This window comes from Streptomyces sp. BB1-1-1 (assembly GCF_031597775.1).
Taxonomy (GTDB): Bacteria; Actinomycetota; Actinomycetes; order Streptomycetales; family Streptomycetaceae; genus Streptomyces; species Streptomyces thinghirensis.
The window spans coordinates 5376634-5388849 of record NZ_CP134203.1; the positions used below are offsets into that span (position 1 = coordinate 5376634).

Here is a 12216-nt window from a genome sequence, read left to right on the forward strand (position 1 = left end):
GAGATGTGGAGCACCGTGGAGGCGTCATGAGAGTCCCTGGCGGCCGCTGGATCCAGCACTGGGATCCGGAGGACGAGACCTTCTGGAAGGAGACGGGGGAGCGGGTCGCACGGCGGAACCTGTTCTTCTCCGTCCTCTCCGAACACATCGGGTTCTCGGTCTGGACCCTGTGGTCCGTGCTGGTGCTCTTCATGGGGCCGGAGTACGGGCTGACGCCGGCCGACAAATTCCTGCTGACGTCCGTGGTCACGCTCGTCGGGGCCGTCGTGCGGGTGCCCTACACCTTCGCGGTCGCGATCTTCGGCGGGCGGAACTGGACGATCGTCTCCGCCGGGTTGCTGCTCGTGCCGACCGTGGCCGCGTTCACGGTCATGGAGCCCGGCACGTCCTTCTCGACCTTCCTCCTCGTCGGGCTGCTGGCCGGCATCGGCGGCGGCAACTTCGCCTCCTCCATGACCAACATCAACGCCTTCTTCCCGCTCAGGAGGAAGGGCTGGGCGCTCGGCCTCAACGCCGGGGGCGGGAACATCGGCGTGCCGGTCATCCAGCTGGCCGCGCTCGCGATCATCGGGGCGAGCGGCGGGCCGCGGGTGCTGCTCGGCATCTACATCCCGCTGATCCTGGTGGCCGCCGTCCTCGCCGCCTGCTTCATGGACAACCTCGCCTCCGTGAAGAACGACACCGGGGCCGCCAAGGACGCCGCCCGGGACGCCCACACCTGGATCATGGCCGTGCTGTACATCGGCACGTTCGGGTCGTTCATCGGGTACAGCTTCGCCTTCGGGCAGGTGCTCCAGACCCAGTTCGGGCGGACCCCGCTCCAGGCGGCGTACCTCACCTTCATCGGCCCGCTGCTCGGCTCCCTGATCCGGCCGCTGGGGGGCAGGCTCGCCGACCGGTACGGCGGCGCGCGGATCACGCTGTGGAACTTCGTCGCCATGGCCGCCGCCACCGCCGTACTCGTCGCGGCCAGCATGGCGAAGTCGCTCGGGCTGTTCGTCGCCGTGTTCGTGGTGCTGTTCGTGCTCAGCGGGCTCGGCAACGGTTCGACGTTCAAGATGATCCCCGGCATCTTCCAGAACAAGGCGCTCGCCAAGGGACTGAGGGGGGAGGATGCCGTGGCGTACGGGCGGCGGCTCTCCGGTGCCTCCATGGGGCTGATCGGCGCGGTGGGCGCGCTCGGCGGCGTCGCCATCAACCTCGCCTTCCGGCAGTCCTTCCTCTCCCTCGGCTCGGGCACCGGCGCCTTCGTGGCCTTCCTCGCCTACTACGCCGTCTGCTTCGCCGTCACGTGGGCGGTATACCTTCGCCGCCCGGCCGTACGGCCGCCGGACGGACCGGCGGGCCCGGCGGAGACGAAGGACCGGCTCAGCTACGCCCAGGTATGACGTAACACTGGTGACATGAAGCCGAACCGAGCCCGTCACGCACCGTTGACAGGCTCGGTCGGCACGTGAGTATGCACGTGGGTGTGAACGATCGGAGCGCGGCGAGCCATGGACGACGAACAGCAGCGGCCTGACCACGGTCCCCTGGCCGGATTCACCGTGGGCGTGACCGCCGCCCGCCGGGCCGACGAACTGGGCGCGCTGCTCCAGCGGCGCGGTGCCGCCGTCCTGCACGCCCCGGCGCTCAGGATCGTGCCGCTCGCCGACGACAGCGAGTTGCTGGCCGCGACCAAGCAGCTCATCGACCAGGCACCGGACGTCGTCGTGGCCACCACCGCCATCGGCTTCCGGGGGTGGGTCGAGGCCGCCGACGGCTGGGGGCTGGGCGAAGCCCTGCTGGAGCGGCTGCGGGCGGTGGAACTGCTCGCGCGCGGACCCAAGGTCAAGGGCGCGGTCCGGGCCGCCGGGCTGACGGAGGAGTGGTCGCCGGCCTCCGAGTCCATGGCCGAGGTACTGGACCGGCTGCTGGAGGAGGGCGTCGACGGCCGCCGGATCGCCGTACAGCTGCACGGTGAGCCGCTGCCCGGGTTCGTGGAGGCGCTGCGGGCGGGCGGGGCGGAGGTCGTCGGGGTACCCGTCTACCGGTGGCTGCCGCCGGAGGACCTCGGGCCCGTGGACCGGCTGCTGGACGCCGCCGTCTCCCGTGGCCTGGACGCCGTGACGTTCACCAGCGCGCCGGCCGCCGTGTCCCTCCTCGCCCGCGCCGAGGAGCGCGGCATGCTGCCCGAGCTGCTCGCCGCCCTCGGACACGAGGTGCTGCCCGCCTGCGTCGGACCGGTCACCGCGGTGCCGCTCCAGGCGCACGGCGTCGACACGGTCCAGCCCGAACGCTTCCGGCTGGGCCCCCTCGTACAGCTGCTCTGCCAGGAGCTGCCGGCCCGCGCCCGTGCCCTGCCCGTCGCCGGGCACCGGCTGGAGATCCGCGGGCACGCGGTGCTGATCGACGGGGCGCTCAGGACCGTGCCGCCCGCCGGCATGTCCCTGCTGCGGGCACTGTCCCGGCAGCCGGGCTGGGTGGTGCCCCGGGCCGAGCTGCTGCGGGCGCTGCCGGGCACCGGCCGCGACGAACACGCCGTCGAGACGGCGATGGCCCGCCTGCGTACGTCCCTCGGCACCCCCAAGCTGATCCAGACGGTGGTGAAACGCGGCTACCGCCTGGCCCTGGACCCGGCGACGGACGCCAAGTACACGGACGGGTGAGGCGGTACGAGGGGTTCCGGGGGCGGGAGCGGGCAGGCACTGTAGAGGGAGCGTTCCACCTGCTCCCCTTCTCGGCCCGCCCCACCGGGCAACCCCTAGGCGGTGACAGGAACATGGCACTGGGTACGGCCACCGACCCGTACGAGCTGCGCTTCGACACCGGGCGGATCTGCCTGGATCTCATCGCCACCACCCATCCCATGGAACGGCTCGACCGCGTCGAGGCGCTGCGCGCCTGGATCACCGGCTCCGGACTCGTCCCGCCCGGCACCCCACTGGCCCACGCCGACGCGCTCTGGCTGACCGGTTTCCGCGAACTGCGCGGCCAGACCACCCGCCTGGTCCGCTCCAGGTCCGCGCCCGGCACCCACCCGTACGACCTCGCGCTGGCCCGCGTCAACGACCTCGCCGTCACCGCGCCCCCGGCCCCGCGCGCGGTCCACGGCGAGGACGGCGCGCTGGTCCGGGAGCTGACCGGGCCCCCCGAGTGCGCGGCGCTGCTCGGCGCCCTCGCGCGGGACGCCGTGGAACTGCTCACCGACCCCGTCGCGCGGGCGAGTCTGAGGCAGTGCGAGGGCGACAACTGCCCGATCGTGTACGTGGACACCTCCCGCGGACGCCGCCGGCGCTGGTGCTCCAGTGAGATCTGCGGCAACCGCGAGCGCGTCGCCCGGCACCGCCGCCGCGCCGCCCTCGCCCGATAAGCGCGGCGGTGAGTACGCCGGTAAGTACGACTGTGTCCCCTTCGTCGCGCCGGCTTCGAGAAACTGTCATCTCGCTTTGAACACCCCGCACTTCGCGTCCGTACCGAATGGGCGAGCGACCGACTGGGGGAACCCCCGGACATCGGAGGTGGGCGTGCGCAAGGATTCCGTCGTGGCCAATGAACGTGGTGCGAGGGCCCGACATCGCATGTCCCAGGCACCCTCGGAACCCGACGAGGAGCTGATGCGCGCGCTGTACCGGGAGCACGCCGGCCCCTTGCTGGCCTACGTGCTGCGGCTGGTGGCGGGGGACCGGCAGCGCGCCGAGGACGTCGTCCAGGAGACGCTCATCCGTGCCTGGAAGAACGCCGGTCAGCTCAACCGTGCGACCGGATCGGTACGCCCCTGGCTGGTGACGGTCGCCCGGCGCATCGTCATCGACGGCCACCGCAGCCGGCAGGCCCGGCCGCAGGAGGTCGATCCGTCGCCGCTGGAGGTCATCCCCGCGGAGGACGAGATCGACAAGGCGCTGTGGCTGATGACGCTGTCGGACGCGCTCGACGACCTGACCCCGGCTCACCGGGAGGTCCTCGTCGAGACGTACTTCAAGGGGCGTACCGTCAATGAGGCGGCGCAGACACTGGGCATACCCAGCGGCACCGTTCGCTCCCGGGTGTTCTACGCCCTGCGTTCGATGAAGCTGGCTCTGGAGGAGCGGGGGGTGACGGCGTGATGAGCGGGTACGGGGGAGTTCAGGGATTCGGCGGGGGATTCGGCCCGGGTGATACGGGTAATTCTGTCCCCATGCAGGGATCACCGGCGCCGAACGAGCACGAGACCGTCGGCGCCTACGCCCTCGGCATTCTCGACGACGCGGAGGCGACCGCCTTCGAGGCGCACCTCGCCGGCTGCGAATGGTGCGCCCAGCAACTCGACGAGCTGGCCGGGATGGAGCCCATGATGGCCGCGCTCGCGGACCTGCCGGGTACCGGCACGCCCGCGATCGCCGAGTCGCTGACGGTGAAGCCGAGCCCGCGGCTGGCGGAGAAGCTCGTCGACGAGGTCGCCGAGCGCCGCGCGAGCAAACGCCGCCGCAACTTCTACCTGGTGGGCACCGCCGCCGCGCTGATCATCGGCGGCCCGTTCGCCGCCGTGGCGACGACGGACGGCGGCGGTGACGACGGCGGCGGGAAGAAGACCGAGGCCACCCGGCAGGCCGCGAGCCCCGCCGAGTCCGCCTTCGCCGCCATGCCCGACCGGGTCACGGCGACCGACCCGACCACCGAGGTCAGCGCGACCGTGGCCCTGCAGAAGAAGGCCTGGGGCACCGACGCGGTCCTGGAACTGAAGAACCTCAAGGGCCCCGAGAAGTGCTCCCTGATCGCCGTCGGCAAGAACGGCGAACGCGAGACGGTCACCTCCTGGTCGGTCCCGGACTGGGGATACGGCATCCCGGACGCCACCACCGACAAGGGCAAGAAGCCTCTCTACGTGCAGGGCGGCGCCGCCTTCGAACCCAACCAGATCGACCGCTTCGAGGTCATGACCTTCGACGGCGAGCGGCTGGTGGAGGTGGACGCGTAGGCCCGTCACCGGACGGGCCGTGGCTTCCGGGGCCCCCTTCGCGTACCTTTGACGGCTGCCCAGCACGTCAGAAGGGGGCCCGGTGGCCGCACAGGCGCAACAGGACTCAGCGGTCGACTCGGTTCACGACTCCGTACGGGAGGACTCCGTACGAGAGGACTCCGTACGAGACCGAGAGATCAGCGTGGAACAGGCACACCTGGACCGGGTGTACCGCCGCCTCGAGGAGAAGATCCACGAGGCCGAGTTCCTCATGCAGGACGCCGCGCAGCGCGGCCACGTCGGCACGCCCGGCGCGCTCGCCGAGCGCGACGCGCAGGTCTTCCGGGCCGGCATCCACCTCAGCCGCCTGAACAACGAGTTCGAGGACTTCCTCTTCGGCCGTATCGACCTGCTCCTCGGCAAGGACGGCAAGAAGGGCCCGGACGGCGCGTACACGGCCGTCGAGCCCGCCGAGGGCGCTCTGCGGCCCGACAACACCGCCGACATCGCCGAGACCCTGCACATCGGCCGCATCGGCGTCCTGGACGAGGACTACGCCCCGCTGGTCATCGACTGGCGGGCGCCCGCCGCGGCCCCCTTCTACCGGTCCACGCCGGTCGATCCGGGCCGGGTCGTGCGCCGCCGGGTGATCCGCTCCAAGGGGCGGCGCGTCCTCGGTGTCGAGGACGACCTCATGCGGCCCGAGATCAGGGCCCGCCTGGACGGCGAGGAGCTGGCCGTGGTCGGCGACGGCGCCCTGATGGCCGCCCTGGGACAGGCCCGCACGCACTCCATGCGGGACATCGTGGCCTCCATCCAGGCCGAGCAGGACCTGGTGATCCGCGCCCCCGCCGCCTCCGTGACGTACGTCGAGGGCGGCCCCGGCACCGGCAAGACCGCCGTCGCCCTGCACCGGGCGGCGTACCTGCTCTACCAGGACCGGCGCCGGTACGCGGGCGGCATCCTCATCGTCTCGCCGACCCCGCTCCTGGTGGCGTACACCGAGGGCGTGCTGCCCTCCCTCGGCGAGGAGGGCCAGGTCGCCATCCGCGCGATCGGCTCGCTGACCGAAGGCGCCGAGGCCACGCTGTACGACTCCCCGGCGACCGCCCGCGCCAAGGGCTCCTCCCGCATGCTCAGGGTGCTGCGCCGGGCCGCGCGCGGAGCGCTGGAGCCGAGCGACTCGCCGACCCTGCTGCGGGTCGTCGCCTTCGGCCGCCGCCTCGAACTGGAGGCGGAGGAGCTGGCCGGCATCCGCCGCACCGTCCTCGGTGGCACCGCGCCCGTCAACCTGCTGCGCCCCCGCGCCCGCCGGCTGCTCCTGGACGCCCTGTGGGCCAAGTCGGGCGCCGGGACCCGGCACAGCGACCCCGAGCTGGCCGCCGAGCTGCGCTCCTCCTTCGACGAGGACGTCAGCTCCGAGGACTCCTTCACCGCCTTCCTCGACGCCTGGTGGCCGGAGCTGACCCCGGGCGCCGTGCTGGCGGCCATGGCGGACGAACGGCGCCTCGGCCGCTGGGCCCGGCGCGTCCTCAACCCGGGCGAGGTCCGCAAGGTGGCCCGTTCGCTGCGCCGCGAGGGCCACTCCGTGCACGACATCGCCCTGCTCGACGAACTCCAGGCGATCGTCGGCACCCCGGCCCGCCCCCGCAAGCGGCGCGAGCTGGACCCGCTGGACCAGCTCACCGGCCTGGACGAGTTGATGCCGCAGCGCGAGGAGACCCAGTGGGAGCGCGCCGAGCGGCTGGCGCAGGAGCGCACCGAGTACGCGCACGTCATCGTCGACGAGGCCCAGGACCTCACCCCCATGCAGTGGCGGATGGTGGGCCGCCGCGGCCGGCACGCCACGTGGACGGTCGTCGGCGACCCGGCCCAGTCCTCCTGGTCCGACCCCGAGGAGGCGGCCGCGGCCCGCGACGAGGCCCTGGGCACCCGCCCGCGCCGCCGCTTCGAGCTGACCGTCAACTACCGCAACCCGGCGGAGATCGCCGAGCTGGCGGCCAAGGTGCTCGCCCTCGCCATGCCGGGCTCCGAGTCCCCGACGGCGGTGCGCTCGACGGGCGTGGAACCGCGCTTCGCGGTGGTGGAAGACACCCTCGCGGGGGCGGTCCGGGCGGAGGCGGCCCGGCTGCTGGACCTCGTCGACGGCACCGTCGGCGTCGTGGTCGCCATGAACCGCCGCGAGGAGGCCCGGCGCTGGCTGGCCGGGCTCGGCGACCGCGTGGTGGCGCTCGGCAGCCTGGAGGCCAAGGGTCTGGAGTACGACGCCACGGTCGTCGTCTCGCCCGCCGAGATCGCCGACGAGTCGCCCGCCGGGCTGCGCGTGCTGTACGTCGCCCTGACCCGGGCCACCCAGCAGCTGACGGTCGTCTCCTGCCAGCGGGACGAACCGGACGCCGCGGGGGTGCCGGACCTGCTGCGCGACTGAGCGGCTCAGGAGAGACACCGGGACATGCGAGAGGCCCGCGCCGTGGGACGGCGCGGGCCTCTCGTCTTCACTTTCTTCGATTAGGTGGCACCGACCCGCCATGCTCGCCTCGCGGCAAGTGGTCGCTCGTAGCGACGAAGGTTGGGCCCGGGGGCTTGGATCGAGCCGGTGCCACGTCCAAGGTAACAAACGATCCCCGCAAGACAATTCCCGTCCCGCGGGTTCTTTCCCGGGCCGGTCCCCCTCTTCCGTCGACCCGCAACTTCTCGTATGGTGGAAGTCGTTTTCCGAAAGTGCTCGGGGCCCGGTGGGACGGTGCGCGAACACAAAGTTCGCAACCCGGGGTGGCTACCACGTACTCAGTGGTAGGTGCGACGATCGGACGGCACAAACGCAGTTACACGGTGAAAGCAGAGGAAGTCGGCCATGGCAACGGCGCCCAGCGTCTCCTACTCGATGACGGTCCGACTGGAGGTGCCCGCGGGCGGGACAGCGGTCTCGCAGCTCACCACCGCGGTGGAGTCCGCCGGTGGCTCCGTCACCGGTCTCGACGTCACGGCCTCCGGCCACGACAAGCTCCGTATCGACGTCACCATCGCCGCCGGCTCGACCTCCCACGCCGACGAGATCGTGGAGCAGCTGCGCGGCATCGAGGGCGTCAGCCTGGGCAAGGTCTCCGACCGTACCTTCCTCATGCACCTCGGCGGCAAGATCGAGATGGCGTCGAAGCACCCCATCCGCAACCGCGACGACCTGTCCATGATCTACACGCCGGGTGTGGCCCGCGTCTGCATGGCGATCGCCGAGAACCCCGAGGACGCCCGCCGCCTGACCATCAAGCGCAACTCCGTTGCGGTCGTGACGGACGGTTCGGCGGTGCTGGGCCTCGGCAACATCGGCCCCAAGGCCGCGCTGCCGGTGATGGAGGGCAAGGCGGCCCTGTTCAAGCGCTTCGCCGGTATCGACGCCTGGCCGCTCTGCCTCGACACCCAGGACACCGACGCGATCGTCGAGATCGTCAAGGCCATCGCCCCGGGCTTCGCCGGCATCAACCTGGAGGACATCTCCGCCCCCCGCTGCTTCGAGATCGAGGCCCGGCTGCGCGAGGCCCTCGACATCCCCGTCTTCCACGACGACCAGCACGGCACCGCCATCGTCGTCCTCGCCGCCCTGACCAACGCCCTGCGCGTCGTCGACAAGCCCATCGAGAACGTACGGGTCGTCATGTCCGGCGCCGGCGCGGCGGGTACGGCCATCCTCAAGCTGCTGATCGCCGCGGGTGTGAAGAACGCCGTCGTCGCCGACATCCACGGCGTGGTGCACGCGGGCCGCGCGGACCTGGTCGACGCCGCCCCGGAGTCGGCGCTGCGCTGGATCGCCGACAACACCAACCCCGAGGGCCTCACCGGCACCCTGAAGGAGGCCGTGCACGGCGCCGACGTCTTCATCGGCGTCTCGGCCCCGAACGTCCTGGACGGCGACGACGTGGCCGCCATGGCCGACGGCGCGATCGTGTTCGCGCTCGCGAACCCCGACCCCGAGGTCGACCCGGCGATCGCCCGCCAGACCGCGGCGGTCGTCGCCACCGGCCGCTCCGACTTCCCGAACCAGATCAACAACGTGCTGGTCTTCCCGGGCGTGTTCCGGGGCCTGCTGGACGCGCAGTCCCGCACGGTCAACACCGAGATGATGCTGGCCGCCGCGCACGCCCTCGCGGACGTGGTGACCGAGGACGAGATCAACCCGAACTACATCATCCCCAGCGTCTTCAACGACAAGGTCGCCGGTGCCGTAGCGGGCGCCGTGCGGGACGCGGCGAAGGCCGCCGGAGTGGTGGCGTAGGTTCCCCCGGCGGGGGAAGGCGGCCGGTGGCGTGGTGGTGAGGATCACCACGGCGGGCCGCCCCTCCGGCGCGTCGCGGGATGTCGGGCCTCGGATCGCCCTCTAGGGTTGCGCAAGGCTCAGGCCCTCTCGGCGTGTGACTCCCAAGGGTGTTCTCACGACTCCTGGGGGTGCCGGATTGGCTTTACCGCCGCAGGTGGAGGCAGGATGCCTCCCTGGGCGCGAGGGTCTGACGACCGACCCGGGTCCGGGGAGTGTCCGAGGACCCTGGCAGCATCGGCATCGCTGTGCCCAACATGCGGCTCCGCCGCGTGGCACGCCTCAACGGCAAGAAGAACACGGGAGTAACAACATGAACCGCAGTGAGCTGGTGGCCGCGCTGGCCGACCGCGCCGAGGTGACCCGCAAGGACGCCGACGCCGTGCTGGCCGCGTTCGCCGAGGTTGTCGGCGACATCGTCTCCAAGGGCGACGAGAAGGTCACCATCCCCGGCTTCCTGACCTTCGAGCGCACCCACCGTGCCGCTCGCACCGCCCGCAACCCGCAGACCGGCGAGCCGATCCAGATCCCGGCCGGCTACAGCGTCAAGGTCTCGGCGGGCTCGAAGCTCAAGGAAGCCGCCAAGGGCAAGTAACCGCTCCGCTTGGAGCGCCGGGGACTGTGCGGATCGTTCGTTCGGGATGCGGTCGTTTCGCGGCTGCGGGCCGTGTGTGGCTGGTCGCGCAGTTCCCCGCGCCCCTTGCAGGGGCGCTCGTCTCAACGCCGGTGGGGCGGTCACCCGGGATCGGGTGACCGCCCCACCGGCGTGTTCGGGGGTGTCTAGCCGAGTGCCTTGCCCGGCAGTTCCACCTTCGCGCCCAGTTCCACGAGCTTCTCCATGAAGTTCTCGTAGCCCCGGTTGATCAGGTCGATGCCGTGGACCCGGGAGGTGCCCTGGGCCGCGAGGGCGGCGATGAGGTAGGAGAAGCCGCCGCGCAGGTCGGGGATGACCAGGTCGGCGCCCTCCAGCTTGGTCGGTCCCGACACCACGGCCGAGTGCAGGAAGTTGCGCTGGCCGAAACGGCAGTGGGAGCCGCCCAGGCACTCGCGGTAGAGCTGGATGTGGGCGCCCATCTGGTTGAGCGCGGAGGTGAAGCCGAGCCGCGACTCGTAGACCGTCTCGTGGACGATGGACAGGCCCGTGGCCTGCGTCAGGGCGACCACCAGGGGCTGCTGCCAGTCCGTCTGGAAGCCGGGGTGGACGTCCGTTTCCAGGGCGATGGACTTCAGCTGACCGCCCGGGTGCCAGAAGCGGATGCCCTCGTCGTCGATCTCGAAGGCGCCGCCCACCTTCCGGTAGGTGTTCAGGAACGTCATCATCGACCGCTGCTGGGCGCCGCGGACGTAGACGTTCCCCTCGGTCGCCAGCGCCGCCGAGGCCCAGGAGGCGGCTTCCAGGCGGTCCGAGAGGGCACGGTGGGTGTAGCCGCCCAGCTCGTCCACACCGGTGATGCGGATCGTGCGGTCGGTGTCCATCGCGATGATCGCGCCCATTTTCTGCAGTACGCAGATCAGGTCCTCGATCTCCGGCTCCACGGCGGCGTTGGACAGCTCTGTGACGCCCTCGGCCAGCACGGCCGTCAGCAGCACCTGCTCGGTCGCGCCGACGGACGGGTACGGCAGGTTGATCTTCGTACCGCGCAGCCGCTGCGGGGCCTCCAGGTACTGGCCGTCCGCACGCTTCTCGATCTTCGCGCCGAACTGCCGCAGCACCTCGAAGTGGAAGTCGATGGGCCGGCCGCCGATGTCGCAGCCGCCCAGGCCCGGGATGAACGCGTGGCCGAGGCGGTGCAGCAGGGGGCCGCAGAACAGGATCGGGATGCGCGACGAGCCCGCGTGGGCGTCGATGTCGGCGACGTTCGCGCTCTCCACGTGGGAGGGGTCGAGCACCAGCTCGCCGGGCTCCTCGCCCGGGCGGACGGTCACCCCGTGCAGTTGCAGCAGTCCGCGTACGACCCGCACGTCGCGGATGTCCGGCACGTTGCGCAGCCGGCTCGGCGCACTGCCCAGCAGGGCGGCCACCATGGCCTTCGGCACGAGGTTCTTCGCACCGCGGACCCGGAGCTCGCCCTCCAGCGGGGTTCCGCCGTGGACAAGCAGTACGTCATCAGCGCCGTTGACGGTCATGAATCTCGCGTTCCGTGGGGGTTGGGCAGGGGCCAGAAGGGAAAGGGTAATCGCCTTGTACCCCCCTTCAGTAAGCCTGTGCACGGTCCGGCGATGTCATGGGTTTGTCACAACACGAACCGTTCACCGCCGGGCACGGGCGGTCACGGCTGCGGCGCGCGCACGGCGCACGTGTTCACCCCCGTGCCCCCGATTGCCTCCCCACGGGAGGGGAACATGCGGGATCATGTCAGGCATGACCGAGGTGTCCTCGCTCACGGGGCGGCTGCTCGTGGCAACGCCCGCCCTGGCGGACCCGAACTTCGAGCGTGCGGTGGTGCTCCTCCTCGACCACGACGAGGAGGGTTCCCTCGGCGTCGTCCTCAACCGTCCCACGCCGGTCGACGTGGGCGACATCCTGGAGGGCTGGGCGGACCTGACCGGCGAACCCGGCGTCGTCTTCCAGGGCGGCCCGGTGTCGCTCGACTCGGCCCTCGGCGTGGCCGTCGTCCCCGGCGGGGCGTCCGGCGAGCGGGCGCCGCTGGGCTGGCGCCGGGTGCACGGCGCGATCGGACTGGTGGACCTGGAGGCGCCGCCGGAGCTGCTGGCCCCCGCCGTGGGCGCCCTGCGGATCTTCGCCGGGTACGCGGGCTGGGGCCCCGGTCAGCTGGAGGACGAGCTGACGGAGGGCGCCTGGTACGTGGTGGAGTCCGAGCCCGGCGACGTGTCCTGCCCGGTGCCCGAGAGGCTCTGGCGCGAGGTGCTGCGCCGCCAGCGGGGCGACCTGGCGATGGTGGCGACGTATCCGGACGACCCCTCGCTCAACTGATCTCCCGGCCGGAGCGTGTGAGCTTCGATACCCGGGCTTTAAGTACCCTGGCAT

At 71.6% G+C, this 12216-nt stretch carries 10 protein-coding genes; 9 read left to right on the forward strand and 1 reads right to left on the reverse strand.

The window, feature by feature from the left end; translation table 11 throughout:
• Nucleotides 1-26 precede the first annotated feature (26 nt).
• From RI578_RS24660 to RI578_RS24695, 8 genes are all read left to right on the forward strand, one after another.
• Nucleotides 27-1388, forward strand: coding sequence for a nitrate/nitrite transporter (locus tag RI578_RS24660; protein WP_310873107.1), 1362 nt, complete (start codon nt 27-29; stop codon nt 1386-1388).
• A 108-nt stretch (nt 1389-1496) separates the two neighbouring features.
• Nucleotides 1497-2648, forward strand: a complete 1152-nt coding sequence (locus tag RI578_RS24665) for a uroporphyrinogen-III synthase (protein ID WP_310873108.1) — start codon at nt 1497-1499, stop codon at nt 2646-2648.
• Between the two features lie 113 nt (nt 2649-2761).
• Nucleotides 2762-3352, forward strand: coding sequence for a CGNR zinc finger domain-containing protein (locus tag RI578_RS24670; protein WP_310873109.1), 591 nt, complete (start codon nt 2762-2764; stop codon nt 3350-3352).
• Between the two features lie 208 nt (nt 3353-3560).
• The gene (locus RI578_RS24675) at nt 3561-4085 is read left to right on the forward strand and encodes a sigma-70 family RNA polymerase sigma factor (RefSeq protein ID WP_247696390.1); all 525 of its coding nucleotides are present in this window, start codon (nt 3561-3563) and stop codon (nt 4083-4085) included.
• 71 nt (nt 4086-4156) lie between these two features.
• On the forward strand, nt 4157-4936 hold the full coding sequence (locus RI578_RS24680; protein WP_310873110.1) for a zf-HC2 domain-containing protein: 780 nt from the start codon (nt 4157-4159) through the stop codon (nt 4934-4936).
• 82 nt (nt 4937-5018) lie between these two features.
• Nucleotides 5019-7346, forward strand: coding sequence for a UvrD-helicase domain-containing protein (locus RI578_RS24685; RefSeq protein WP_310873111.1), 2328 nt, complete (start codon nt 5019-5021; stop codon nt 7344-7346).
• Between the two features lie 426 nt (nt 7347-7772).
• On the forward strand, nt 7773-9188 hold the full coding sequence (locus RI578_RS24690; protein ID WP_310873112.1) for an NAD-dependent malic enzyme: 1416 nt from the start codon (nt 7773-7775) through the stop codon (nt 9186-9188).
• Nucleotides 9189-9540: 352 nt separating this feature from the next.
• Nucleotides 9541-9822 carry an HU family DNA-binding protein gene (locus tag RI578_RS24695; protein ID WP_003950507.1) on the forward strand — a complete coding sequence of 94 codons (282 nt, stop codon included), beginning with the start codon at nt 9541-9543 and terminating at the stop codon, nt 9820-9822.
• A 185-nt stretch (nt 9823-10007) separates the two neighbouring features.
• Here RI578_RS24695 and murA read toward each other — a convergent pair whose 3' ends face one another.
• Nucleotides 10008-11354 (reverse strand): UDP-N-acetylglucosamine 1-carboxyvinyltransferase, encoded by a 1347-nt coding sequence (gene murA, locus RI578_RS24700; RefSeq protein ID WP_121747244.1) that lies wholly within the window; start codon nt 11352-11354, stop codon nt 10008-10010.
• Nucleotides 11355-11589: 235 nt separating this feature from the next.
• Between murA and RI578_RS24705 the strand changes: the two genes are divergently transcribed.
• Entirely contained in the window at nt 11590-12162 is a 573-nt protein-coding gene (locus RI578_RS24705; RefSeq protein ID WP_193776282.1) for a YqgE/AlgH family protein, read from the forward strand.
• The last annotated feature ends 54 nt before the right edge of the window (nt 12163-12216 follow it).

Coding starts and splice junctions, on each gene's coding strand:
- RI578_RS24680 (WP_310873110.1), top strand. CDS start 4,157: ATGCAGGGATCACCGGCGCCGAACGAGCACGAGACCGTCGGCGCCTAC.
- RI578_RS24695 (WP_003950507.1), top strand. CDS start 9,541: ATGAACCGCAGTGAGCTGGTGGCCGCGCTGGCCGACCGCGCCGAGGTG.
- RI578_RS24690 (WP_310873112.1), top strand. CDS start 7,773: ATGGCAACGGCGCCCAGCGTCTCCTACTCGATGACGGTCCGACTGGAG.
- murA (WP_121747244.1), bottom strand. CDS start 11,354: ATGACCGTCAACGGCGCTGATGACGTACTGCTTGTCCACGGCGGAACC.
- RI578_RS24670 (WP_310873109.1), top strand. CDS start 2,762: ATGGCACTGGGTACGGCCACCGACCCGTACGAGCTGCGCTTCGACACC.
- RI578_RS24660 (WP_310873107.1), top strand. CDS start 27: ATGAGAGTCCCTGGCGGCCGCTGGATCCAGCACTGGGATCCGGAGGAC.
- RI578_RS24705 (WP_193776282.1), top strand. CDS start 11,590: ATGACCGAGGTGTCCTCGCTCACGGGGCGGCTGCTCGTGGCAACGCCC.
- RI578_RS24675 (WP_247696390.1), top strand. CDS start 3,561: ATGTCCCAGGCACCCTCGGAACCCGACGAGGAGCTGATGCGCGCGCTG.
- RI578_RS24665 (WP_310873108.1), top strand. CDS start 1,497: ATGGACGACGAACAGCAGCGGCCTGACCACGGTCCCCTGGCCGGATTC.